This is a genomic window from Pseudoalteromonas sp. ABV4_021, assembly GCF_056159365.1.
Map to the genome: position 1 here is coordinate 522529 of NZ_JBSWVB010000001.1, position 24093 is coordinate 546621.

A 24093-nucleotide genomic window follows, 5' to 3' on the forward strand; every position below is an offset into this window, starting at 1 on the left:
TGGTGTATACGTAATATATATAAATCATATAATTCAAACAGTGAATCGCTATGGGTATCGTTAAAATTTCTGACCAATTACATGATGAGATTCGTCATGCCAGCACCGTGATGGTACGTTCAATCAACTCCCAAGCCGAGTTTTGGATAAAAGTAGGGCGCCTCGCTGAGCGTAATCCAAATTTGACCTTTGCTGAAATAATGGAACAAGAGTTATTGCGTCAATGTGATCAGCAAGGTGAGCGCGATGAGTGAAATCATTATTAAGAATCAAACGGAAATTGATTTTATGCGTACCTCTGGCCAATTACTGGCAGATGTATTTTCTGCACTCGATACGTTTATTGCAGTTGGTCAGTCAACGCTAGAAATTAATAATTTTGTTGAAGACTTTATTACCAATACATTAAATGCGCGCCCTGCAAGTAAAGGTCAGTACGGTTTTGCATTTGTGCTTAACCCGTCAATTAATGAAGTGGTTTGTCATGGTGTGCCAAGTAGTACGCAAAAACTAAAAAATGGCGATATCATTAATATCGATATTACCTTAGAGAAAAATGGCTTTATTGCAGATAGCAGTAAAATGTATTGTATCGGTGATGTAGCGCCGCTTGCGAAACGTTTAGTTGATACGACTTATGAAGCACTTTGGTTGGCCATTAAACAAGTGAAACCAGGTGCTAAATTAGGTGATATTGGCGCGGTGATTCAACACCATGCAGAGCAACATGGTTATTCTGTTGTCAGGGAATATTGTGGTCATGGCATTGGCAAGCAAATGCACGAAGCGCCTGAAGTATTGCATTTTGGCAAAAAGGATACTGGTGTAACGCTACAAGAAGGCATGACATTTACTATTGAACCAATGATTAACCAAGGTACCGCTAAAACAAAAACCAAACGAGATGGTTGGACAGTAGTTACCCGCGATAAAAAGCTATCAGCACAATGGGAACACACTATTTTAGTCACCAAAGACGGCTTTGAAGTACTAACATTACGCCAAGAAGAAAAAGAGTTGGTTTTGAAAGACTAAATCTACGCCTTCAATTTAAGAAAATTATAAAAGCCTAAATTAGGCTTTTTTGTATTTTTTAAAGTGTGTGATTAGCACTAAATTACCGTAATAAATTTAGGGAAACCGGTGTCATTTTTAACGGAAAAATTAAAATCACATTTTTCTAAAAATCTTCATGAAACTTGCGAAATTACTGGATCCCTTGATTTACCTAGTAAGTAACCGGTGTCATTATCTTTACTAATCAAAGAATAAAATTTTTTCACTATCGCATTCAAATTCTTTGCTTTAGAATACCCGCCATCAACCCTCTCACCAACTGTGAAAGTGCTCGGCACTGTTAGGAAAAACAACTTAATGGCAATCAAAATTGCAATTAATGGTTTTGGTCGAATCGGACGAAATATCGTAAGAGCTTTATATGAAGCTGGTCGTACTCAGGACATTCAAATTGTTGCGATCAATGAATTAGCAGACGCTAAAGGCATCGCGCATTTATTAAAATACGACACTTCTCATGGTCGTTTTAAATTTCCTGTGCAATTACAGCAAGATGCCATTACGGTTAATGGTGATTTAATTCAGTTATTCGCCGAAGAAAATCCAAGTGAATTACCTTGGGGTTTATTAGATGTAGACGTGGTACTTGAGTGTACAGGTGTTTATCACTCGCGCGAGCATGCTGAATTGCATTTAAATGCTGGCGCTAAAAAAGTACTGTTCTCACAACCCGCCGATGCCGATATGGATGCCACAATTGTTTTTGGCATTAACGATAATGAATTAAAAGCTGAGCACACTATCGTCTCTAACGGTTCGTGCACTACTAACTGTATTGTGCCCGTGATTAAAGTACTTGATGATGCGTTTGGTATTGAATCGGGTGCGATTACTACGATTCACGCGTCAATGCATGATCAGCAAGTGATTGATGCCTATCACAGTGACCTTCGCCGTACCCGTGCAGCGAGCCAATCGATTATTCCGGTTGATACTAAATTAGCTCGTGGTATCGAGCGAATTCTGCCTAAGTTTAAAAGCCGTTTTGAAGCCATTGCGGTGCGTGTACCTACCATCAATGTTACTGCAATGGATTTAAGCGTCACACTTAATACTGATGTAACAATTGATACGGTAAATAAAGTACTTTCAGATGCCGAGCATCAGCATTTAGCCGGTATTATCAGTTATACCGAAGAGCCACTGGTATCGGTTGATTTTAATCACGATAGCCATTCATCGATTATTGATGGCACGCAAACCCGTGTAAGCCACAAACGCTTAGTAAAAATCTTAGCTTGGTGTGATAACGAATGGGGTTTTGCCAACCGTATGCTAGATACTGCCGAGGCGATGGCACTAAAAAGTTAGATTTAGATAACCGTGAGTTTGCCAACAAATTTGCGGTTTTTTTATGTTAAAGGAGAGCTCAAATGTCTGTCATTAAAATGGCTGATTTAGATTTACAAGGTAAGCGCGTGCTTATTCGTGAAGACCTAAACGTTCCAGTAAAAGACGGTAAAGTAACGAGTGATGCGCGTATTCGTGCGTCGTTACCAACCATTAAATTAGCCTTAGAAAAAGGCGCAAAAGTAATGGTTATGTCGCATTTAGGTCGCCCTACAGAAGGCGAATACGATGAAGCATTCTCAATGTTACCGGTTGTTAACTATTTAAATGACGTATTAGAGCAAACAGTTCGCCTAGAAAAAGATTACCTTGACGGTGTTGACGTTCAAGACAACGAAGTGGTTGTATTTGAAAACGTACGCTTCAATAAAGGTGAGAAAAAAGACGACGAAGCTTTAGCTAAAAAATTAGCTGCACTGTGTGATGTGTATGTAATGGATGCATTTGGCACTGCGCACCGCGCACAAGCGTCTACTCACGGTGTTGGTTTATTCGCAAATGTTGCCTGTGCAGGCCCTTTACTTGCGGCTGAGCTTGATGCACTTGGTAAAGCTCTTGATAACCCTGCGCGCCCACTTGTAGCGATTGTGGGTGGTTCAAAAGTATCAACTAAATTGACTGTACTTGAGTCGCTTTCAAGTGTTGTTGATCAGCTAGTATGTGGTGGTGGTATTGCAAATACCTTTATCGCAGCTGCGGGTAATAACGTTGGTAAATCACTTTATGAAGCTGATTTAATTGATGAAGCAAACAAGTTAACTAACGCTGCAAAAGCAGCGGGTGGCGATATTCCAGTACCAACTGACGTAGTGGTTGGTAAAGAGTTCTCAGAAACTGCTGTAGCAACATTAAAGTTAGTTGCAGATGTTGATTCAGGCGACATGATTTTTGATATCGGCCCTGATTCAGCGAAGGCACTTGCTGAGATTATCAAAAATGCAGGTACGGTTGTTTGGAACGGCCCGGTAGGTGTATTTGAATTTGATCAATTTGGTGAAGGTACCAAAGCACTTGCACATGCGATTGCAGAATCAAATGCATTCTCAATTGCTGGTGGCGGTGACACCCTTGCAGCGATTGATAAATATGAAGTAGCAGACAAAATTTCATACATTTCAACAGGTGGTGGTGCATTCTTAGAATTCTTAGAAGGCAAGCAGTTACCAGCTGTAGCAATGTTAGAAGCGCGCGCGAAATAATTTGTGCACGCTATACTTAGATTTATGTAACAGAATCTAAGTAACTGAATAAAAAGCCAAGTAATCATATCTCTCTCAATTTAGTGATTACTTGGCAATAAACAAATCTATCCGTTCAAACTCGATGGCGTTAGGTGCCATCAAAAATTGGAGAAAGCAAAATGGCTTTAATCAGTATGCGTCAGCTATTAGACCATGCGGCAGAAAATGGTTATGGTGTTCCAGCGTTTAATGTGAATAACCAAGAGCAAATGCGTGCAATTATGGAAGCAGCAGACAAGACAAACAGTCCTGTTATCGTTCAAGGTTCAGCAGGTGCGCGTGCATACGCCGGTGCGCCGTTTATCCGCCATATGATTTTAGCGGCAATTGAAGAGTGGCCACACATTCCGGTAGTTATGCACCAAGATCACGGTACATCACCAGCAGTTTGCCAACGCTCAATCCAATTAGGCTTTTCATCAGTAATGATGGACGGCTCACTACTTGAAGATGGTAAAACGCCTTCAAGCTACGAGTACAACGTTGATGTAACACGTCGTACAGTTGAAATGGCGCACGCATGTGGTGTTTCAGTTGAGGGCGAGCTAGGTGTACTTGGTTCATTAGAAACGGGTGAAGCAGGTGAAGAAGACGGTATTGGTGCAGAAGGTAAGCTAACTGAAGATCAACTTCTAACTGATCCTGAAGAAGCGGCTGACTTCGTTAAGAAAACAGGTGTAGATGCACTTGCGATTGCATGTGGTACGTCACACGGTGCGTATAAGTTTACACGTCCACCAACGGGCGACATTCTTGCAATTAACCGTATCAAAGAAATTCACGCGCGTATTCCAAATACTCACTTAGTAATGCACGGTTCGTCATCAGTACCACAAGAGTGGCTAGCTGTGATCAATGAGTTTGGCGGTGAGATCCCTGAAACTTATGGTGTGCCAGTTGAGCAGATCGTTGAAGGTATTAAGCACGGTGTTCGTAAAGTAAATATCGATACTGACTTACGTTTAGCATCAACCGGCGCAATTCGTCGTCACCTTGCGCATAACCCTGCAAACTTTGACCCGCGTAAGTTCTTAGCTGAAGCGACAAAAGCAATGACTGAAATCTGTGTTGCGCGTTACGAAGCGTTTGGTACAGCTGGTCAAGCAGCTAAAATTAAACCAATTTCACTTGATGCGATGCATGAAAAATACCTTGCTGGTGAGTTAAACCAACAAGTTAAATAACATCAAGTTATACAACTTCCTTTAACAAGCAAAGCGTTTATATGACACATATAAACGCTTTTTTTGTGTCGAATGCTTTAGTGTTAAGCGTGAATAATTTAAATCTATACTATTGAGTTAACCTTCATTCACCCTATCAAAATAGTGCTGTAACTGGCCTGTCTTTTAACATTTACTTTATTTATAAGCGGTTTGTGAGCTGGTTTATTTCGGCAAAAAATTAATGTAATTGATATAACGTCTGGGATTATGATCATTTAGGATTGTGGGATCAAATTCTTACTAACACGATCGAAATTCGATTAACTGGGATCACGATCCTACCAACTAAAGTGCTCATTTAGGGCTGATCAGATTAAAAACGATGGCTAACTTATTGAAATTCGATCTATTTCTGGGGTGATCTTAGTAAGTTTTTGATCTCAGGCAGTCACATCGTGGTAGATCTTAGTATAAAGATGATCCTATTGGTAAAATATTGATCTGCGATAATTGCCATACCCGTGAAATGTACTAAAGTAAATATTAAATAAGAAAATCTGTTTGATCTTAAGTGTATAATAACTATAGCGTAATGCTTTAGTTGAACTCTGCTTTGAGGAAATTACCATGATTAAAAAACTCTTGCTGGCAAGTGGTATAGGTTTAGTGCTTCTTCCGTTAGATGCATTTGCTGAAACAGATGCCCAAGTGTACGGGCGTGCCCATCTAGGTTTACGCTACGTTGATATTGATAATCAAGAGAGTGAAACCGAAGTCGATTCATATGCGTCACGTTTTGGTATTAAAGCAAAGCACGGCATTTCAGATGATCTTAGTGTTTTAACCAAGCTTGAGTGGGAAGTTAATATTTCAGAGCAAGATGGCGCAAATGGCAGTGATGATAATATTAAATCACGGGATCAATACTTGGGTCTAAAAAGTAAAACCTTTGGTCAGATCCTGATCGGTCGAAAAGACACGGCGCTGAAAAAGTCTCAAAACAAGCTTGATATGATGAATGACTTCGTTGGCGATATTAAACACCTTGCCACCGGCGAAAACCGTTTGGGCGATATGGTAAATTATCAATCACCAAAGTTTGGCCAATTACAGTTTGAATTAACCTACATAGCGGAAGAAAACAGTAAACAAAGCGATGGGGCTGGGGTGTCGGCTGCTATCGGTTATGGTGATAAAGCACTTAAGAAAACGCCGTTTTATGTCGCATATGCGCATGATGAAGATGTTGCTGGCTACAATATAGACCGCGTATCTGCGCAAGGTAAACTTGGCGACTTTACAATTAACGGCATGTACCAAAATAGTGAAAAAGTGTCATCGGGCGATGATGGTGATACCTTCGTTGTGAGTGCTTCTTATAAAATCGAAAATTATAAAATTTTAGTACAGTACCAAGACGATGAAACCGGCTTTGGTAAATTAAAAGACAGTGGATCGGCCAGTTCGATTGGTGTTGAACGCAAATTAGGTAAGCAGGCAAAGGCTTATATTTGGTACACCCAGCGTGATCTGGACAATAGCGATGATGAAGGACATTTGGCCGTTACCTTACGTTATGATTTTTAAATGATATAAAAACGTGACAATTTAGTTAATTTTATAAGCCCCTTTTAGGGGCTTTTTAGTTAAATTTTAAAGTGCTATTTTTGTTTTATCTTATTGAATTTAAATTGTTTTATATTATTGTGTAAGTTAGGTTAAAGTAACACTACAAATAGACAACAGTTTATTTATGATCTTTTTATGTTTATATTCATAAAAGTGTCACACTTTACTTTGATAATGAAGTCAGTTGATAACTTAGAGATTTAATTCATGTCGCGTAAGATACTAGTGGTTGATGACGAAGCACCAATTCGTGAAATGTTGGTATTCGTACTTGAACAAAATGGATTTCAGGCTATTGAAGCCCAAGATTATGATTCTGCAATGGATGCGCTAGTTGAGCCTTATCCAGATATGATTTTACTGGATTGGATGCTGCCTGGAACAAGTGGTGTTCAAATCGCTAAAAAAATTAAAAATAGTGATTACACCCGCCATATCCCAATTATTATGCTAACAGCTCGTGGTGAAGAAGAAGACAAGATAAAAGGCCTAGAAGTAGGTGCTGATGACTATGTCACTAAACCGTTTTCACCAAAAGAGTTAATGGCACGTATTAAAGCGGTATTCCGTCGCGTATCACCTACATCGCTCGAAGAAGCAATTGAAGTACATGGTTTACGCCTAGATCCTATTTCGCATCGTGTAACGTCTGCAGGTAACGAATTAGATATGGGACCAACTGAATTTAAATTGCTACATTTCTTTATGACGCACCCAGAACGTGTTTACAGTCGTGAACAACTACTTGATAATGTTTGGGGTACAAATGTTTACGTAGAAGATCGTACGGTTGATGTACATATTCGTCGTCTACGTAAAGCGATTGCACCTATGGGTCATGATAAATTAGTACAAACCGTACGCGGTGCAGGTTATCGTTTTTCGAGCAAAATTTAATTTCTAAGAGAAGTCTATGCTGCGAATTGTGAGTAAGCGGGAATTAGTTAAACGCCTTTTTGTTTACTTTATTCCGCTTACGTTAATAGGAGTCCTGTTAGGGGCTCCTTTTTTACTTTTATGGCTAGGTACATTTTCACTATTAGTGTGGAATTATCGTCAGCTATTTAGATTAAGCGATTGGCTTACAGAACAACGCAAATACTACCCACCAGAAGGTGAGGGTGTTTGGGAGCAGGTATTTGAAGGCATTTATCGCCTGCAACAGCGCAATCGTAGAAAACGTAATGAGCTTGCTGATGTTATTCGTCGTTTTCGTGAAGGTGCAGAAGCCGTTCCTGATGGCGTATTAGTATTGCAAGATGATCTGGCGATCGTTTGGTGTAACAAAGAATCGATCGCTTTATTAGGGTTACAGTGGCCGCTCGATCATGGTCAGCGACTTGATAACCTAATTCGTCGTCCAGATTTTATTAAATACATGCGCGCTAAAGAATACCTTGAGCCATTAGAGCTGCAGTCACCGATTGATCCGCACAGTGTGTTAGAAGTGAGGGTAACGCCTTACGCTGCATCACAGCTAATGATGGTGGTGCGCGATGTGACGTTAATCAAACAACTTGAAGAAATGCGCCGAGATTTTATTGCTAATGTGTCGCATGAGTTGCGAACGCCGCTAACAGTGATGTCGGGCTATCTCGAGATGTTTGATCCAGATATGGCGCCGCCACCTTCAATGTGGGGCAAAGCGCAGCAAACTATGCTGGACCAATGTAAGCGTATGGCAAGCTTAGTAGAACAATTACTTGCACTGGCACGCATCGAAAATTCTGATAAGCCAGACTTCGAGGAAGAGGTAGATGTCGCGGATATGCTCACCGCGATTTACCGCGAGGCCGAACAATTAAACCAAGAGAAACAACACACAATTGTGCTGGATATGGACGAGTCATTAAATTTAATTGGTAAAGAGCAAGAGCTGCGCAGCGCCTTTTCAAATTTAGTATTTAATGCCGTTCGTTACACCCCAGCTCATGGTGAAATAAACATTAGTTGGCACAAAACCGATAAGGGCGCAGAGTTCCGTGTAGAAGACAACGGCGATGGTATTGCTGGTGAGCATATTCATCGATTAACTGAACGCTTTTACCGTGTTGATCAGGCTCGTTCTCGCGATACTGGTGGCTCGGGTTTAGGTTTGGCGATCACTAAACATGTGTTAAGTCGTCATGATTCTCACTTAAATATTTCATCAAAATTGGGCGAAGGTTCAATATTTAGTTTTTCTTTTTCTAACGAACGTATAAAAAACAAAGTGTTAGAAGTTGAATCTGAATAAATTAGTGTGTTAATAAATTTGTCATATTTTAGTCATTTTAATGTCATGGAAAAGGCTAAAAATAGTCGCATCATCAAAACGGGATAATCAATTGGAGTTACCCAATGAAACTTAAAAACTTAGTGGCTACTATGGGCCTAACTGTTACAGCAATGCTTGCTGGTAACGCGATTGCAGTAGATAACAAATTAACAGATTATGAAAAAACTACAGGTATTTCTGGTAATTTCTCGTCTACAGGCTCAGACACATTAGCAAACATGATGACCTTTTGGGCAGAAGAATATAAGCGCCAGTACCCTAACGTAAATATTCAAATTCAAGCTGCTGGTTCATCAACTGCGCCACCGGCACTAACTGAAGGTACATCAAACTTCGGTCCAATGAGCCGTAAGATGAAGTCGAAAGAAATCGAAGCGTTTGAAAAGAAATTCGGTTATAAGCCAACTGAAGTACGTGTTGCTATCGATGCGCTAGCTGTATTTGTACACAAAGATAACCCAGTTAAAGGCTTAACAATTAAAGAAGTGGATTCTGTATTCTCATCAACACGTAAGTGTGGTGCAGATAAAGAAGCGACACGTTGGAGCGATGTAGGCTTAGAAGGTTCTTGGGCTGGTAAAGACATCCAATTATACGGTCGTAACTCAGTATCTGGTACTTATGGTTACTTCAAGAAAAAAGCACTGTGTAAAGGTGACTTCAAAAACAACGTAAATGAGCAACCAGGTTCTGCATCAGTAGTACAGTCAATCTCATCTTCATTAAATGCGATTGGTTACTCAGGTATTGGTTACAAAACATCAGGTGTTCGTACTGTTCCACTAGCTAAGAAAGGTACTAACTACGTTGATGCAACGTTAGAAAACGTAGCAACTGGTAAATACCCGCTATCTCGTTTCCTATACGTTTATGTGAACAAGCACCCTAACAAGCCACTTTCACCAATCGAAGCTGAGTTCCTTAAGATGGTACTTTCTAAAGATGGTCAAAAAATCGTTGAAAAAGACGGTTACGTACCACTTTCTTCAGGTATGGCTAACAAAGAACTTAAGAAGCTAGGTCTTCTATAAGCTAACCGCTTAAGTCATAAAAAAAGCCGCTAATTAGCGGCTTTTTTGTATTTAAAATTATATATTTTTAGTTAATAAATTCAGGGCCAACTTGTGCTTTACAGGCATTGTGTTCGTCAACACATTTACGCATACATACGCCGTTGGTCATGCTTTCGTTTAAGCTTGAATTACTACAAGAAGATTCGCACTGAAAGTTTTGCTGTGCACAGCGATTAAGCCCTTCTTTTTGCTCTTGTGTTAAGTTTTGAGAGCTACATGCAGCCAACAAACCTACTAACGCGATAGTGATTAACTGTTTCATTATCCTTAATCCTTATTATTTTTGAATTGAGTATAGAACTGCTTGGTTCTAGGCTGTAGTTACTTGTAAGTTATCAATTAAGCGTACATTTGACAAAAATGCAGCAACAAGAATAACTAAATTAGTATCATCCTTAGTGGCTAATTGTAAGGTTTTTGCATTACAAATATTAAAGTAATCAAGTGTAAAGTCGTGCTTTTCAATCGCTAACTGAGCTTGCTCTGTAATCTCATCTAAGCTTAACTCGTTTGCTTTAATCGCTGTTTCAGCGTTAAGCATAATCTGGTATAGCGCACTTGCTTGTTGTTTTTCATCATCCGATAAATAGCCATTACGCGAGCTCATTGCAAGGCCCGAGTCTTCACGCTTGGTTGCAACGCCAATAATTTCAATCGGCATTGATAAGTCTTCAACCATGGTTCTAATAACCGCCAGTTGTTGAAAATCTTTTTCGCCAAAACAGGCTATATCAGGTTGAACAAGGTTAAAGAGTTTATTAACAATGGTTGCTACGCCACGAAAGTGACCAGGGCGGCTGGCACCACAGTGGCCTTCAGAGACTCCAGGCACATCGATATAACTTTGTGCGTCTAGCCCTTTAGGGTAGATGGTTTCAACAGTTGGTGTAAATAGTAAATCAGCACCGTGCTCAATCAGGCCATTTTGATCGTTTTGTAAAGTACGCGGGTACTTGTCGAGATCTTCATTTTTGCCAAATTGCATTGGGTTAACAAAAATGCTCACAACCACTTTATCGGCGATTTGTTTAGCTTTATCAACCAGTGAAAAATGACCAGCATGCAGGTTGCCCATTGTCGGCACAAATGCCACTGTTAGGCCTTGCTGTTTCCAGCTTTTGATTTTACTGCGTAATTGAGAAACGTTAGAAACCGATTGCATAAAAGTAACTACTTAACACTTAAATTAATTGAATTCATGCTCAGGGCCAGGGAATTGACCACTTTGCACATCATCGATGTACTTTTTAACTGCTGCTGGCATGTTGCCAGTTTCCAGTAAAAAGTTCTTTGAAAATTTAGGGATATAGCCCGCAGAAATACCAACAAGGTCATGCATAACTAGAATTTGACCATCGGTTTCTTTGCCTGCGCCAATACCAATCGTTGGAATTGAAATAGCGTCGGTAATGGCTTTAGCGAGTTCTGAAGGAATACATTCCAGTACTAACAATTGTGCGCCTGCGGCTTCAAGCGCTTTGGCGTCGTTAATCATTTTCTCTGCGGCTTCGTTAGTGCGACCTTGAATCTTAAAACCACCAAACACATGAACCGACTGTGGTGTTAATCCTAAATGACCACACACAGGAATGCCTTGTTGCGTTAACAACTCAATTGCAGGGTAAAGCCATTCACCGCCTTCAAGTTTAACCATATTTGCCCCAGCACGCATAAGCTCAGCCGCGTTGTTACACGCATCGGCTGGGTTCGAATAGGTCATAAAGGGTAAATCAGCGATGACAAAGGTATCTTTAGCGCCTGCGCGCACACAGCGCGTGTGGTAGGCAATATCTTGATTAGTTACCGCCAAGGTGTCGTTGCCACCTTGCAGCACCATGCCCATAGAGTCGCCTACTAATAAAACGTGAACACCTTGTTCTTCGAAGAGGCCTGAGAAGCTTGCATCATATGCGGTTAAAGCGGCAATCTTCTCGCCTTCTTGTTTCATTTTTTTTAGTTTTGAAACGGTAATTTTAGCCATAAATCCCTCGATTTCTTGCCGTTATTAACTTGCTGCAATAATGCTCAAGCCATTTTTATCTATTGTTTTTATTAATTCTGCTAGGTCTGTACCACAGGGTAGTGCAAGGTCCGGTGCAATTTCATGCATTGGATAAAGAACAAACTCACGCACTTTCATGCCGTAATGTGGCACAGTTAGGCGTTCATTATCAAGTTGTTGGTTTTTGAATAAAATAATGTCGATGTCGAGCGTGCGTGGTCCCCAGCGATCGGCTTTGCGTACGCGACCAAAATCGAGCTCGATTTGTTGTGTAATATCAAGCAGTTCAAGCGGCGATAGTGCTGTATCAATGGCAACAACTGAATTGACATAGTCAGGTTGGTCTTGCGGTCCCATGGGCTTACTGCCATAAAGTGAAGAGCTCGCAATTAGGGTTATATTTGGGTGTGCAGCTAATGCCTGTGTGGCATTTCGTAGTTGTTCCAACGGGGCATTTAAATTAGCCCCTAAGCCTAAATAAATCAAAGAATTTACGTGATTAGTCATGGCGTTTTGCGTTATTACTTTTTGCTTTGCGTGGTCTGCGGCGACGGTAGTTGCCACCACTTTTAGCGCCTTTATTTAAATCGCTTACCATACGTTTTTGACTGCCCGCATCTTGCTCTGTGTAGTTATCCCACCATTTTGCAAGCTCTGTTAGTTCAGGCTCAAACTGCGCGCGTAAACAAAAGAAATCTTTTGCGGCACGAAAACGCGGTTGCTGCGTTAATCGGAATGCGCGTTGACCGCCACGTTTATCAAAGCGGTGTTGTAATTGCCAAATCTCACGGGCACCGATGGTGAAGCGTTTTGGCACTGCAAGCGACTTTGCACTTTCAGACAAAATTTGATTCATTGCCATATTAAATGCATTAAATGGTGTTTCACCTTGCGCTGTAATGCGGTTAGATAAGCTTTGCAGCGGGTACCACAAAAATGCCGCAATTAAATAGGCCGGTGTTACTTTTTTACCTGCGTTAATGCGTTTGTCGGTATTTTTCAATACTTGCGTAACAAGCTGATATTCAGTGCCGTCTGGGTGCTTGTTCAGTAATTTATCAAGTGCAGGAAATAGGTAAGTAAATAAACCGTACTGACGCAGTAAGTGGAAGTTAGCTTCTGCTTTGCCGTTTAAGAATAGCTTTAGCATTTCTTCAAATAAACGGGCTGCTGGAATATTACCAAGTAGCGACGCCAGCTGAAACATCGGTTTCTCTGTCGCTGGCGCAATGGTCATATCCAGTTTTGTTGCAAAGCGTACCGCTCGTAGCATACGTACCGGATCTTCACGGTAGCGCGTTTCAGGATCGCCAATCAGTTCGATACGGCGATTTTTAATCGCTTCCATACCACCGGCAAAATCATGAATACTGAAATCGTTAATCGAGTAGTACAGCGCGTTTATTGAAAAGTCACGGCGCTCTGCATCTTCGTCGATGCTGCCGTATACGTTGTCACGCAGTAATTGTCCTTGCTCACTTGCTTGGCTTTTATTTTTTTCGCCCTGTTCTTCATCACTATGGTGGCCTCGCATGGTCGCCACTTCAATGATCTCTCGGCCAAACATAATATGCGCTAAACGAAAACGGCGGCCGATTAAACGGCAATTGCGAAACTGCTTTTTAATCTGCTCGGGTGTAGCATTGGTAACTACATCAAAGTCTTTCGGTTCAAGGCCAAGTAAAATATCGCGAATACAGCCGCCAACTAAATAGGCGTCGTAGCCAGCATCTTTAAGACGATACAGTACTTTTAAGGCATTTGGGCTAAGTTGTTTACGCGATACCACATGATTTTCTCGGGTAACGACAAGCGGTTTAGAAAAACTCGCAACGCTTTGCGGCTGTTGACCTTGTTCTGATCCAGATAAAATACCTCGACAGATTTTTACAAGCTTAGAAATAATGGGACGGCTCCAGAATTCATACAGGGAAAATTAACCGCGTAATAATATACTAATCACCCAGTTAATGCCATGGTTAGCACGCTTGTGTGGGCTGATATTTAGCCATAATTTAGTGTAAAGATTGCGCTAATTTAAAGCGGCTTGAAGGTAAAGCTGGTTTCGTTAGTAATAAGCTGAATTTCATCATTGGCAGGCACGTTTTTTCGTTGCCATGCCGTTATTGCCCATTGAATAATTTCATCGACACTGGTATCTAACAGTGTTTCATTAGCGTCGATGCCGAGAAATTTAAGCGCAGCAACAAGCGTTTGCTGTGGTTTATCCATATCAATCGCCGCTGCGTAGTTTTGTTTTGATAACTTAAATCCAGGCTCTGCTACAGCTAATGGAAGGTGACCAAATTGTGGCACTGGTGCGCCTAGTTGCTTAAATAAACTGATTTGTCGCACGGTAGGGAACAGTAAATCAGCACCGCGCACAATATGAGAAATATTTTGTGCGATGTCGTCTAACACTACGACCAGTTGATAGGCAAATAAGCCATCACGGCGTTTAATAATGTAGTCTTCTTCTGAAAACACAGGTTCAACGTTGATTTCGCCTTTAAAAAGATCGCTAAATTGATAGGTTGGTATGGTTTGTTTTAGTCTCAGCGCTTGGCTATCAAATGTAAGCTGTAAGTCACGGCAATGGCCATTGTAAAACCCGCCATGTTGCTTAATTTGTTTACGCGTGCATTGGCAGGCATAAACTAAGTCTTTACTGATTAGTTGTTCAAGTACTGTTTGATAATGCGCTAAACAAGCGCTTTGATAGCGAACTGATTCGTCCCAATATAGGCCGTAGTTTTCAAGCGTTTTAAGTATAAGAGTGTCGCTACCGCTGACTACGCGTGGCGTATCGATGTCTTCAATACGAACAAGCCAACTACCGTTAAGTGCTTTGGCGTCAAGATAACTGCCGAGCGCGGCTACAAGAGAGCCAAAGTGCAGGGGCCCAGAAGGAGAGGGGGCAAACCGGCCACGGTATGCCCCAAAATCAGATGTGTTTGCCAACATTTAAGCCAAATTAACGGCCTGATTGTTTTTCTTTGATTTCAGAAAGTGTTTTACAATCAATACATTGATCAGCTGTTGGACGAGCTTCTAAGCGACGAATACCGATTTCGATGCCACAAGTAACACAATAGCCAAAATCTTCTTCTTCGATTAGTTGTAATGTTTTCTCAATCTTTTTAATTAGCTTACGTTCGCGGTCACGGGTGCGTAATTCTAATGCAAACTCTTCTTCTTGTGCTGCACGGTCAACTGGATCAGGGAAGTTTGCTGCTTCATCCTGCATATGGTTCATGGTGCGGTCTACTTCTTCACGTAAGTTGTTACGCCATGTCTCGAGAATGGTTTTAAAGTGCGCAAGTTGTGCGTCACTCATGTATTCTTCGCCAGGTTTTTCTGTATAAGGCGCTAGGCCTGCTTGAGCCAGTAAACTCAAATTATTTTGTGATGGCATAACTGTCTCCTAATTCTTCTATGAATAGAGTCCCAATAAAAGTCGGCGGCTATAAATAGCAGAATAAAAAATTAAGTGCAATTAATTTTTACCAATTAAAAAATTTAGACAAGCCTAATTAACAATAATTTATGCGGTAAAACGTTTGAACTCGTTAACTATTCACTGTGGTGCGACAAAGGGAATGGTTTTATCTATTACAATTTGTTCCGAGCTTATGTTGGTGCGATAACACAAAATTTCAACCCCTGCTGCTAATGCTTTTTTAATTTCAATTGCATAATTGGCGTCAATATGATCAGCAGGTGCCACAGACTTAATGCCAGTGTGTTGAATTAAAAAGAATAATACCGCACGGTGGCCTTGTTGCTTCATTGTCACTAATTCGCGCAAATGTTTGCTGCCTCGGGCGGTGACCGCATCGGGAAAGTAACCTTTACCGTTTTCTTCTAACAAGGTGACAGATTTTACCTCGATATAACACGCTGGCTTTTCGGCATCACTCAATAAAATATCAATGCGACTGTTTTCATCACCATATTTCACTTCTTGTTTTAGGGTATCGTAATTTAATAGTTCAGGAATTTGTTGCTTAGCTATCGCCTCGGCAACCACATGGTTGGCCATGCTGGTATTAACGCAGATTAGATCTCCCGCTAGGTTTTGTGTCAGTTCAAGCGAATGAGGGTATTTACGCTTGGCATTACCAGACGTGGAATAATACGCAGTAAAGCCAAAATCGGCACAGCCAGTCATACGCCCGGTGTTAGCGCAGTGAATGGTTATTTCTCCTTGGCTGGTTTCGATATCGACTAAAAAACGTTTGTATCGTTTTATAAGCTTGGCTTGTTGCAGCTTTGATTGAAATTGCATGGCTTTAATCGCAAATTATTGGGCTATGTATGTGACTAGTGTACACTGGGGCCACGCAATTATGTGAACACACGAGAGAAAAAAATATGTCAGATCTGTTCAAAGTTCAGTTATCTCAAGATGCCGCAGCGGCGCATTGGGGTGAAAAAGCCTTACTCTCTTTTTCTAATGACGGTGCAACCGTTCATTTACAGCAAGAAGAAACCCTTAAAAACGTACAAAAGGCAGGTCGTGCTCTTGCTAATCAGGGCATTAAAGCAATCGTTTTAGAAGGTGACACTTGGTGTACAGAAAGTCAGTGGGCGCTTTATCAAGGCTTTGTGACAGCTAAAAACCTTGATGCAGTTACATTTGCAGAAAACAGCCAATCATCACTTGATGAATTAGCGGCGTTAAAGCGCGCAGCAATTTGGCAGCGTCAGATGATTAACGGTACTGCAGAAGATGTTTATCCAGAAAGCCTTGCTGAAAAGGCGGCTGAATTTATCGGTTCAATGGCGCCAGAGCACGTAAGCTACGACATTATTAAAGGCGATGCATTGTTAGAGCAACAGTGGATTGGTATTCACGCTGTAGGCCGTGGTAGTGAGCGCCCGCCAGTATTACTTACACTCGATTACAACCCAACAGGTGATGAGAATGCACCAGTAGCAGCTGCGCTTGTAGGTAAAGGTATTACATTCGATTCAGGTGGTTACTCAATTAAGCCAAGTGAAGGCATGTTAACCATGAAGTGTGATATGGGTGGTGCGGCTACGGTTACCTCTGGCCTTGCTCTGGCAATTAGCCGTGGTTTAGATGTGCGCGTTAAGTTATTCCTATGTTGTGCAGAGAACCTAATATCAGGTAATGCATACAAGTTAGGTGATATTCTGACGTACAAAAATGGTACTACTGTAGAAATCGTAAATACTGACGCGGAAGGTCGCTTAGTACTTGCTGACGGCCTAATGGCAGCTGGCGAAACTGGCGCGCCATTAATTATTGATGCGGCAACCTTAACTGGTGCAGCGCTTATGGCGGTAGGTCAAGAATACAATGCGTTATTTGGTTTAGATAAAGAGCTAGTACGTGAAGTTGAAAACTTTGCTAGCGACGAGTTTGAAGCTGCATGGGCATTACCTCTTGAGAAGTTCCACCAGTTTAACTGTCCATCACCATACGCAGATACAGCAAACAGCCGTGCGCAGAAAGGCGGTGGTTTTGGCGGTGCATCGAATGCCGCTGGTTTCTTATCTCGTTTCGTGCCAAATGAAGGTAAAGGCTGGGTGCATATTGACTTAGCAGCAAGTTTCCAAAATTCAGCTGGTAGCCAGTGGGCTGCAGGTGCGACAACTTGGGGTATGCGTACTGTTGCACGCACATTACTTGAAAAAGCATAATCGGCTTCGGTAATACATTAAAAAAGCCTGCAGTTGCAGGCTTTTTAATTAATGCTTTTCAAAGTTTAATTTTCGAAGCTCTTTCTCACTTGGTGTTTTATCATTAAACCTAACAAGGGTTAATGCAACGTAAAGACCAAGCAGCATGAAAGCAAATATCCACCACATATTGGGTACCTCTGTTTATTTGCTTCATCCCTAAAGTATGATTTTTGGTTAAATTTACCACAAATATTTCCATACGTTTTTTTTATGTGTATTTTCAAAAGCTCTTTTTTGAAAGCTTAATATTTAACCTAACAGTTTGTTATATATTTTAAAAGGCTTAAGACATGCTATTTTGATATAAAGCAAGCTATTTCGTTAAATATAAGCTATTATGCACACCTTTTTTATACCCCAATAATCTCAGGAGCACATCATGTCAGATAAGGTTTTTATTACCGCCGAGCAGCTTTTGCAAGACTCATTTAAACTCGCAGCACAGGTTTTTGATGATGGCTTTCGTCCTGACTATATTGTGGGCATTTGGCGTGGTGGTGCACCAATCGGTATTGCTGTACAAGAATACTATGACTTTAAAGGTGTAGACACAGATCACATTGCGGTACGTACATCGTCTTATTACGGTATTGGTAAGCAATCGAAAGATATTAAAGTACACGGTTTGCACTACATTATTGAAAACGCTAACGCGTCTGACAGCTTATTAATTGTTGATGATGTATTTGATTCAGGTCGTAGTATTTTTGCACTAAAAGAAAAGTTAAAAGAATTAATGCGCTTAAACTTACCACAAGATATTCGCGTGGCTTGCCCTTACTATAAGCCAAAAAATAATAAAACACCGATTGAACCTGATTACTATATTCATGATTCAGACGAGTGGTTAGTTTTCCCACATGAGCTTTCAGGTTTAACACCAGATGAAATCGCAAATGGCAAAACTGATTTAAAAGAAATTAGCCATTTATTTATTGATAAAAAGTAATCGCTAAATAAATAGCATTAAAAAAGGTCGCAATTGCGACCTTTTTTGTTATTGCAAGAATAGTTTAACGACTCGCAAAACTATCAATAAAGTCTTCGAGTTTATCTTCATCAAGTGGCTTTAAGCCTTGCTCTGTGCGCTGCACTAAGCCTTGTTCTACTAAATCACTTACCACGCGGCGATAAGCACGTTCTGTTGTGGCAAAACGCTCTGCTTCAGCACTTACTTTAGGGTAAGGTTTTAACATGGTTACGGTTTCATCTTGGAAACGGGCTAAGCAGTCTTTCGCTATATTAAAGCTAAGTGGTAGCAGCAGCTTGTTTAAGTTTATTTGTTGGTTCTCAATAAACTTTTCAGCAATGCTTTTTGCGGTGTAGAGCGCTAATTCTGGCTTTTCTTGTAATAACTCACGCCAGTACTTTAACTCAATTAAGTTATAGGTTACTTCACTTTGACAGGTCATAGAATAAATACAGGGTCTGTCATTAAGCGCTTCAACTTCACCCACTAAGGTATTGTGGCAGTCAAGTTGTCCTAGCAATAAGCGCCTACCGTTACCTACGTCATAACTAAATGAAATTGTACCACTACGTACTAAAATTAATTTACTTAATGGTTTGCCTTGCTCGGCAAGTAACTTACCTTTTTTTAAGGTATAGCTGTTGCCTGCGTACGACAGTAACTCATCAACTAGAGTTTTTGAAAAGTGGTAATCGAACATATAGTCTCGCTTGTTGAGTACAAGTAATTAGCGTTTGCTGTTGGACAATTGTCCTTCAGCTATTCTATCGGACCGTTTAGCTTACAGCAAATTGGTAATAATTAGAATCGGAGCGATACAATGGTTTGGGAATATTTAGGTTATTGTGCATCAGCATTGCTCGTTGCTTCGTTAATGATGGAAGATGTTACTAAATTACGTTGGTTTAATTTAGCTGGCTGTATTTGTTTTACCTTGTATGGTTTGGCTATTTCAGCTTGGCCGGTCGCCTTTACCAATGGCTTACTTTCCTTCGTAAATATTTACCACTTATTTAAATTAGCAAAGAAAAAATCACCGACAGCTGATACTAAAGCTGACAGCTAAAAAGCTTCAATATTTAGAATTCAGAGCGCAGTATCAAGACTCTGAATTCTAAACACTCTTTGTACTTACTTTTGTTGGTATTTTAACTCACCCGCCAGCCAGGTTTGTTCAACTTGGGTGTGGTAAATGTCGCTCAGTGGCACTTTAAAATAATTAGTATCCACAATTATAAAATCTGCCCACTTACCTTTTTCTAAACTACCAATTTTAAATTCTTGGTGAGCCGCATAGGCCGCATCTAAAGTAAACGCACGTAGCGCTTGCTCGCGCGTTAATTTTTCCTCGGCAAGCCAACCACCTTTTGGTGCGCCGTCCTTATCTTGGCGTGAAACAGCAGCGTATAAACCATGAAACGCATTTGCTAACTCAACTGGAAAATCTGAACCCGCCGCAACGCGCGACCCTTGCTTTAAAAATGTTTGCCATGCGTAAGCGCCCGTTAAGCGCGTTTTACCAAGGCGATCTTCCGCCATATGCATATCAGATGTGGCATGTACCGGTTGCATTGAAGGAATAATAGCAAGTTGTTTAAAGCGTTTAATGTCACTTGGCTCAACAATTTGCGCATGCTCCATGCGATTTCTAAGTAGTTTACCGCCACTTTTAGCGTAAACTTTTTCATAAGTGTCGAGTACCACACGATTTGCTCTATCACCAATGGCATGCGTATTAACGCTAAACCCAGCTTTAAAAGCCTGAGTAAATACGTTTTCTAACTCATCTTTGCTCATTAGCATTAAGCCTTTGTGGCCAATACGGTCTTGATAGTCTTCAAGTAACGCAGCCCCACGACTACCTAACGCACCATCCGAGTACACTTTTATACTGCGGATCGCCAACATGTCGTTATCATCAAACTTTTTGCCAGCGGCAAGTTGTTTAGTTAACTCGCTATCTGTTGCACTTAACATGGCATAAATGCGAATAGGTAAGGTGTTGTTAGCTGCGCGTTCTAAATAAACTTGGTAGGTTAAGTTATCAATGCCAGCATCATGTGCTGAGGTAATACCTAAACTCAGCAAATGTTCACCTGCGGCATCAAGGCGTTTATTTACTTCGGTCTTATCAACGCTTGGCATATGTTGATAAACAAGTGGCTCTGCATTATCAATCAAAATGCCTGAAGGCTCGCCGTTATCTAAACGAATAATTTCACCGCCGCTAGGCGCTTGTGTATCTTTATTAATACCCGCAATTTCGAGTGCTTTTGAGTTTACCCAAAGGGCATGACCATCAACTCGCGTGAGTGCAACCGGTCTGTCGTTCACTATCGCATCGAGATCTTTGGCAGTAGGAAATGCCTTACTAGGCCAGTTTTCTTGATTCCAACCGCGGCCAATCACCCAACCGTCGGTTTGGTTAGCATAATCTTCTATATTCTTTAGCGCATCTTTCAGTGAGCTACTACTGCGTAAATCAAGCTGACTTTGGTTTTTACCAAGACCAATAATGTGGCCGTGCGCATCGATTAGGCCAGGTAATAATGTTTTACCTTCTACATCGATTTTTTCAGCAGGGCTATAAGTTGAAATAATTGATTTATCGCCTGTTGCGACGACTTTCCCGTCTTTAATAACTAAAGTAGAAAATTCGTGAACGCCTTTATTTTGCTTTAACGTGTAGCCTTTTGCATTGTGAAAAATGGTGTAATCAGCAAAGGCAAATGGCGTAAAGCTAGCTAAGCTGACACTTACTGCTAGCAGGGCACGTTGTAATTGTTTTTTTGTTGTCATTGTTATTCTCACGCAAAGTGTGTGTATTGAGAATAACAAAGTTAAAACAAATAAATAACCTAAGATTGAGATTACAAATTTGGAGAGCATGCTTGCGGTAATTTAAGCGTGTTTCTAACTATAGTCAGCTCGTAATTTCGCTAAATCGCATGCACTAAAAAATGTTGATGTTGTGAAAAGAATTTAACGCCACGAACCGCTTGAACGGGCGTTAAATTAAGTGTGACTGTTGAAGGTCACACAGTCGAGGGTTATCGGTTTAATAACTGTTGTGGTGTTTTAATTTGGGCGTTAATAGCAACTAATAACGATGCCAATTTTTGCTCGTTTTCGCAGTTGGTTGTCCAAAGTACAGCGGGTAAATTAAGTTGTTGCGCCAGCTTTAATGCCGTTTCAATGATGTAGTTAAGCGAGTTTGTACAACTAGCAACACCTTTAGCAACAAGGTCATAGCAGTTAATACATACGGCTTGCCAAAGCTCTTGTTCAACGATAATAGCGCTATTTAAAGAGGCTAGGTTTAAGTTATTGTTTGAATCGGTTTGCATTACATATCTACTTCACAACTAATACAATAACTTTATATCGTTTATCGCAATAAAAACTTGAGAAATTATTTTCAAAAATATCGGTAAGGTAACCAACTTATTTTTAATAATTAGCGGGTTAACGGTCTTAAAATCACCCCTTAAACGTTACTAAAAACTCAACGCCTTGGTTTTTATTGGTAGCTGTAATGGTTGCGCCGTGGAAGTCACAAATTAAACGCGCCATATATAAACCTAACCCTAAATGCGGCTCTTTTTGTTTGCTTGATTCACGTACTGATACCATAGAGTCGAATATATGATTGGCCATATCAGGCGGCAATTGCGGACCTGCGTTAAAAATACTAAATTGCGCTTTACCACTCGTGATGTGATAGTTCACTTCAATACTTGTCTCTTTCTCGGCAAAGTCGACCGCATTGCTTATTAGCTTGTCGAGTAGCTGTGCAATAAATTCAGGCACCCCATTAAGTGCAAAAGCTTCATCGCTAAGGGCTAAGTTGAAGTGTTTATTCGGGTAGGCAAGGTTATAGCCTTGCATACAGCCATTTATTACTTCGCTTAAGTTAAATTGTTCTTTTTGGCTATTTTCAATGGCGTGCTCTAGGCGTGTTGCTTCACTCATGGTGGTGAGTATTTTGTTTAAACGCGCCACCCCTTCTTTTGCGCGAGCAATATATTTTTGACTGGGTTCGTGAGTATTTTGTAGCTCAAGGCTTTCAAGAGACGAGCGCACGACAGCTACCGGCGTGCGTAGCTCGTGCGATAAACGCGAGCTCATGTTTTCTAAGTAATGAGTGTAGCCGCCAAGGCGATTTACGATACTAGCAAAGCTGCGTGACAAGTCACCAATTTCATCGCTCGAAAATTGTTTGTCAATTTTGCCTGTAACACGCCCTTGTGCATCAATGGCTTTTTCAGCGGCGTCGCGTAAGCGCCTAATACGTGTTGAGATAATGGATGCGAATAAAAATAAGCTCAACGTACCAATGAGCATAATGGCTAAAATCACATTAAACAGCTTTTCAAACGCTTTGTTTCTTATTTCGCGAATGCCATTTGTGGTTTCTTCAGCAATTACTGCGCCCATTACCTGGTCGTCAATCCAAATAGGGTAGGCCGCAGAGAGGATCACCGCTTTTTGATCGGGGGTTAAGCGCCATGTTGATTTTGCGTGGCCATCAAGTGCTGCATTGATATGGCTGCCATCAAGCGCGGCTACATCACGGGTAATATCGGTAAATTCGGTTGCAGGGCGAGTGAGAATTTTATAGTAAATAGGGTGCAGGTATTCTTCTTCAAATTGTTCCCAACGCGATGGTTTACGCTTTTTAATGGTGTCGCCCCAGCCGCCATCGGCGCTTTTTATATTACCGGCATCGGCTAAAACACGGCGGTGTTGGTCGACTACAAATACGCGGCTGCCCGCACGTGCCATGCCTTTAATTATTTCTTCAATTTCTGGTGAGGGCACTAAAATCGAGCCTAAGCTCTGTTGCTCATTGAGATTTGAAGTGGCGATTTCTGCTAATTTTTCCTCGCCTTGGTCTTTATCTAAAATTGCAAAGCCCAATTTATTACCGAGAAGCGTTAATGGCAGGCGCAGTTCAATATTGTAGCCTTGCTTAGTTAAACGAAAGTAACCTTGAATTTGCGTAAACGGCATTTTTGTTTCGGCGTCAAAGGCGTTAACCCAACCTGCTTGTTTGGTTGAAATTAAATAGGTTTTCACTTCACCTTCGAGATTAGTAAAGGCAATTTTTAAGTGATCGTTACGCTCTAAGCTGATGGTGTTTCTACCACGCATAACAACATTGTCGTCGGTTACGCTAAATTGCGCGTAAAGGTAATCTTTGTATTTGCCGACCATATGCTTAAACGAGATGTCTTCATCGCTATGCATTGCGTTATCTTGCGTTAAGTAGGCGTCGCCATAATGCCAAACAAGGGGCAAATAGGGCTGCCAATCTTGCAGTTTACCGTCAAGTTGAATGGGTCCTACAATATTGTACGCGTAAAGATCGCGGCCTTTTTCAACCGATTCTAAAAAGCTCGCTTGGCTATCGAATAGTTTTGGTCTGTCGTGTAGGGCGGTTGCCAAAGCGCGGCTGGTGGCAACTAAGTTTTTTTCTTGCCCTAAGCGTAAAAAGTTTTCCATTTCAGCCACATACTGATGACCAAGCCATGGCAGTAATAACAAAAAGCTTGAAAGAACAACAACTTTAGTGCGCAGACCAATTCTCATGGC

Annotated in this window: 24 protein-coding genes; 12 read left to right on the forward strand and 12 right to left on the reverse strand. The window is 41.0% G+C overall.

All coding sequences use genetic code 11. The features are described 5' to 3' along the window. Nucleotides 1-50: 50 nt before the first annotated feature. The 9 genes from ACXAFE_RS02430 (at nt 51) to ACXAFE_RS02470 (ending at nt 9772) form a co-directional block, all read left to right on the forward strand. Entirely contained in the window at nt 51-254 is a 204-nt protein-coding gene (locus tag ACXAFE_RS02430; protein WP_475148053.1) for a ParD-like family protein, read from the forward strand. Beyond that, nucleotides 247-1035, forward strand: a complete 789-nt coding sequence (gene map / locus ACXAFE_RS02435; protein WP_475148056.1) for a type I methionyl aminopeptidase — start codon at nt 247-249, stop codon at nt 1033-1035. Before ACXAFE_RS02430 ends, map begins: the two co-directional genes overlap by 8 nt. A 339-nt stretch (nt 1036-1374) precedes the next feature. After that, the gene (gene epd, locus ACXAFE_RS02440; protein ID WP_475148058.1) at nt 1375-2388 is read left to right on the forward strand and encodes an erythrose-4-phosphate dehydrogenase; all 1014 of its coding nucleotides are present in this window, start codon (nt 1375-1377) and stop codon (nt 2386-2388) included. A gap of 62 nt (nt 2389-2450) precedes the next feature. Continuing rightward, entirely contained in the window at nt 2451-3626 is a 1176-nt protein-coding gene (locus tag ACXAFE_RS02445) for a phosphoglycerate kinase (RefSeq protein WP_475148060.1), read from the forward strand. Between the two features lie 161 nt (nt 3627-3787). After that, nucleotides 3788-4852 (forward strand): class II fructose-bisphosphate aldolase, encoded by a 1065-nt coding sequence (gene fba / locus ACXAFE_RS02450; protein ID WP_054981102.1) that lies wholly within the window; start codon nt 3788-3790, stop codon nt 4850-4852. 609 nt (nt 4853-5461) lie between these two features. Beyond that, entirely contained in the window at nt 5462-6421 is a 960-nt protein-coding gene (locus ACXAFE_RS02455; protein WP_475148067.1) for a porin, read from the forward strand. 249 nt (nt 6422-6670) lie between these two features. Then, complete coding sequence (gene phoB, locus ACXAFE_RS02460; protein ID WP_010560997.1) at nt 6671-7360, forward strand: phosphate regulon transcriptional regulator PhoB; 690 nt, start codon at nt 6671-6673, stop codon at nt 7358-7360. A gap of 16 nt (nt 7361-7376) precedes the next feature. Further along, entirely contained in the window at nt 7377-8699 is a 1323-nt protein-coding gene (phoR, locus tag ACXAFE_RS02465) for a phosphate regulon sensor histidine kinase PhoR (protein ID WP_475148071.1), read from the forward strand. 104 nt (nt 8700-8803) lie between these two features. Then, a complete protein-coding gene (locus ACXAFE_RS02470) occupies nt 8804-9772 on the forward strand; it encodes a PstS family phosphate ABC transporter substrate-binding protein (RefSeq protein WP_475148073.1) in 969 nt (322 codons plus the stop codon). A 67-nt stretch (nt 9773-9839) separates the two neighbouring features. On the opposite strand, the gene ACXAFE_RS02475 is transcribed toward ACXAFE_RS02470, so the two are convergent. The 8 genes from ACXAFE_RS02475 to sfsA form a co-directional block, all read right to left on the reverse strand. Further along, the gene (locus ACXAFE_RS02475; RefSeq protein WP_010560994.1) at nt 9840-10076 is read right to left on the reverse strand and encodes a hypothetical protein; all 237 of its coding nucleotides are present in this window, start codon (nt 10074-10076) and stop codon (nt 9840-9842) included. A gap of 48 nt (nt 10077-10124) precedes the next feature. Continuing rightward, nucleotides 10125-10976, reverse strand: a complete 852-nt coding sequence (panC, locus tag ACXAFE_RS02480) for a pantoate--beta-alanine ligase (RefSeq protein WP_475148076.1) — start codon at nt 10974-10976, stop codon at nt 10125-10127. 24 nt (nt 10977-11000) lie between these two features. After that, nucleotides 11001-11795 (reverse strand): 3-methyl-2-oxobutanoate hydroxymethyltransferase, encoded by a 795-nt coding sequence (gene panB / locus ACXAFE_RS02485; protein ID WP_100912685.1) that lies wholly within the window; start codon nt 11793-11795, stop codon nt 11001-11003. Between the two features lie 24 nt (nt 11796-11819). Continuing rightward, nucleotides 11820-12323, reverse strand: a complete 504-nt coding sequence (gene folK, locus ACXAFE_RS02490) for a 2-amino-4-hydroxy-6-hydroxymethyldihydropteridine diphosphokinase (RefSeq protein ID WP_475148079.1) — start codon at nt 12321-12323, stop codon at nt 11820-11822. After that, entirely contained in the window at nt 12316-13689 is a 1374-nt protein-coding gene (pcnB, locus tag ACXAFE_RS02495; RefSeq protein WP_475153586.1) for a polynucleotide adenylyltransferase PcnB, read from the reverse strand. The genes folK and pcnB overlap by 8 nt, the downstream gene beginning before the upstream one ends. Before the next feature lie 164 nt (nt 13690-13853). Then, nucleotides 13854-14780, reverse strand: coding sequence for a tRNA glutamyl-Q(34) synthetase GluQRS (gene gluQRS / locus ACXAFE_RS02500; RefSeq protein ID WP_475148081.1), 927 nt, complete (start codon nt 14778-14780; stop codon nt 13854-13856). Nucleotides 14781-14790: 10 nt separating this feature from the next. Then, nucleotides 14791-15231 (reverse strand): RNA polymerase-binding protein DksA, encoded by a 441-nt coding sequence (dksA, locus tag ACXAFE_RS02505; protein ID WP_054981111.1) that lies wholly within the window; start codon nt 15229-15231, stop codon nt 14791-14793. 162 nt (nt 15232-15393) lie between these two features. After that, entirely contained in the window at nt 15394-16104 is a 711-nt protein-coding gene (gene sfsA, locus ACXAFE_RS02510) for a DNA/RNA nuclease SfsA (protein ID WP_475148087.1), read from the reverse strand. An 86-nt stretch (nt 16105-16190) separates the two neighbouring features. Here sfsA and pepB point away from each other — a divergent pair, with 86 nt between their 5' ends. Next, complete coding sequence (pepB, locus tag ACXAFE_RS02515) at nt 16191-17486, forward strand: aminopeptidase PepB (RefSeq protein ID WP_274761576.1); 1296 nt, start codon at nt 16191-16193, stop codon at nt 17484-17486. A 421-nt stretch (nt 17487-17907) separates the two neighbouring features. Further along, entirely contained in the window at nt 17908-18477 is a 570-nt protein-coding gene (locus tag ACXAFE_RS02520; protein ID WP_054981114.1) for a phosphoribosyltransferase, read from the forward strand. Between the two features lie 64 nt (nt 18478-18541). Here the strand turns inward: ACXAFE_RS02520 and ACXAFE_RS02525 are convergent, their stop codons facing one another. Beyond that, entirely contained in the window at nt 18542-19198 is a 657-nt protein-coding gene (locus tag ACXAFE_RS02525; protein ID WP_475148101.1) for a Crp/Fnr family transcriptional regulator, read from the reverse strand. 120 nt (nt 19199-19318) lie between these two features. Here ACXAFE_RS02525 and ACXAFE_RS02530 point away from each other — a divergent pair, with 120 nt between their 5' ends. Continuing rightward, nucleotides 19319-19564 carry a uroporphyrinogen decarboxylase gene (locus ACXAFE_RS02530; protein ID WP_475148103.1) on the forward strand — a complete coding sequence of 82 codons (246 nt, stop codon included), beginning with the start codon at nt 19319-19321 and terminating at the stop codon, nt 19562-19564. A 65-nt stretch (nt 19565-19629) separates the two neighbouring features. On the opposite strand, the gene ACXAFE_RS02535 is transcribed toward ACXAFE_RS02530, so the two are convergent. From ACXAFE_RS02535 to pdsS, 3 genes are all read right to left on the reverse strand, one after another. Beyond that, complete coding sequence (locus ACXAFE_RS02535; protein WP_475148106.1) at nt 19630-21297, reverse strand: amidohydrolase; 1668 nt, start codon at nt 21295-21297, stop codon at nt 19630-19632. Between the two features lie 251 nt (nt 21298-21548). Beyond that, on the reverse strand, nt 21549-21845 hold the full coding sequence (locus tag ACXAFE_RS02540; protein WP_010560981.1) for a hypothetical protein: 297 nt from the start codon (nt 21843-21845) through the stop codon (nt 21549-21551). Nucleotides 21846-21978: 133 nt separating this feature from the next. After that, the gene (gene pdsS, locus ACXAFE_RS02545; RefSeq protein ID WP_475148110.1) at nt 21979-24090 is read right to left on the reverse strand and encodes a proteobacterial dedicated sortase system histidine kinase; all 2112 of its coding nucleotides are present in this window, start codon (nt 24088-24090) and stop codon (nt 21979-21981) included. Nucleotides 24091-24093: the final 3 nt, after the last annotated feature.

Excerpts from the sequence above, each read along its gene's own strand:
- ACXAFE_RS02430 (WP_475148053.1), top strand. The coding sequence starts at position 51 with ATGGGTATCGTTAAAATTTCTGACCAATTACATGATGAGATTCGTCAT.
- map (WP_475148056.1), top strand. The coding sequence starts at position 247 with ATGAGTGAAATCATTATTAAGAATCAAACGGAAATTGATTTTATGCGT.
- epd (WP_475148058.1), top strand. The coding sequence starts at position 1,375 with ATGGCAATCAAAATTGCAATTAATGGTTTTGGTCGAATCGGACGAAAT.
- ACXAFE_RS02445 (WP_475148060.1), top strand. The coding sequence starts at position 2,451 with ATGTCTGTCATTAAAATGGCTGATTTAGATTTACAAGGTAAGCGCGTG.
- fba (WP_054981102.1), top strand. The coding sequence starts at position 3,788 with ATGGCTTTAATCAGTATGCGTCAGCTATTAGACCATGCGGCAGAAAAT.
- ACXAFE_RS02455 (WP_475148067.1), top strand. The coding sequence starts at position 5,462 with ATGATTAAAAAACTCTTGCTGGCAAGTGGTATAGGTTTAGTGCTTCTT.
- phoB (WP_010560997.1), top strand. The coding sequence starts at position 6,671 with ATGTCGCGTAAGATACTAGTGGTTGATGACGAAGCACCAATTCGTGAA.
- phoR (WP_475148071.1), top strand. The coding sequence starts at position 7,377 with ATGCTGCGAATTGTGAGTAAGCGGGAATTAGTTAAACGCCTTTTTGTT.
- ACXAFE_RS02470 (WP_475148073.1), top strand. The coding sequence starts at position 8,804 with ATGAAACTTAAAAACTTAGTGGCTACTATGGGCCTAACTGTTACAGCA.
- ACXAFE_RS02475 (WP_010560994.1), bottom strand. The coding sequence starts at position 10,076 with ATGAAACAGTTAATCACTATCGCGTTAGTAGGTTTGTTGGCTGCATGT.
- panC (WP_475148076.1), bottom strand. The coding sequence starts at position 10,976 with ATGCAATCGGTTTCTAACGTTTCTCAATTACGCAGTAAAATCAAAAGC.
- panB (WP_100912685.1), bottom strand. The coding sequence starts at position 11,795 with ATGGCTAAAATTACCGTTTCAAAACTAAAAAAAATGAAACAAGAAGGC.
- folK (WP_475148079.1), bottom strand. The coding sequence starts at position 12,323 with ATGACTAATCACGTAAATTCTTTGATTTATTTAGGCTTAGGGGCTAAT.
- gluQRS (WP_475148081.1), bottom strand. The coding sequence starts at position 14,780 with ATGTTGGCAAACACATCTGATTTTGGGGCATACCGTGGCCGGTTTGCC.
- dksA (WP_054981111.1), bottom strand. The coding sequence starts at position 15,231 with ATGCCATCACAAAATAATTTGAGTTTACTGGCTCAAGCAGGCCTAGCG.
- sfsA (WP_475148087.1), bottom strand. The coding sequence starts at position 16,104 with ATGCAATTTCAATCAAAGCTGCAACAAGCCAAGCTTATAAAACGATAC.
- pepB (WP_274761576.1), top strand. The coding sequence starts at position 16,191 with ATGTCAGATCTGTTCAAAGTTCAGTTATCTCAAGATGCCGCAGCGGCG.
- ACXAFE_RS02520 (WP_054981114.1), top strand. The coding sequence starts at position 17,908 with ATGTCAGATAAGGTTTTTATTACCGCCGAGCAGCTTTTGCAAGACTCA.
- ACXAFE_RS02525 (WP_475148101.1), bottom strand. The coding sequence starts at position 19,198 with ATGTTCGATTACCACTTTTCAAAAACTCTAGTTGATGAGTTACTGTCG.
- ACXAFE_RS02530 (WP_475148103.1), top strand. The coding sequence starts at position 19,319 with ATGGTTTGGGAATATTTAGGTTATTGTGCATCAGCATTGCTCGTTGCT.
- ACXAFE_RS02535 (WP_475148106.1), bottom strand. The coding sequence starts at position 21,297 with ATGACAACAAAAAAACAATTACAACGTGCCCTGCTAGCAGTAAGTGTC.
- ACXAFE_RS02540 (WP_010560981.1), bottom strand. The coding sequence starts at position 21,845 with ATGCAAACCGATTCAAACAATAACTTAAACCTAGCCTCTTTAAATAGC.
- pdsS (WP_475148110.1), bottom strand. The coding sequence starts at position 24,090 with ATGAGAATTGGTCTGCGCACTAAAGTTGTTGTTCTTTCAAGCTTTTTG.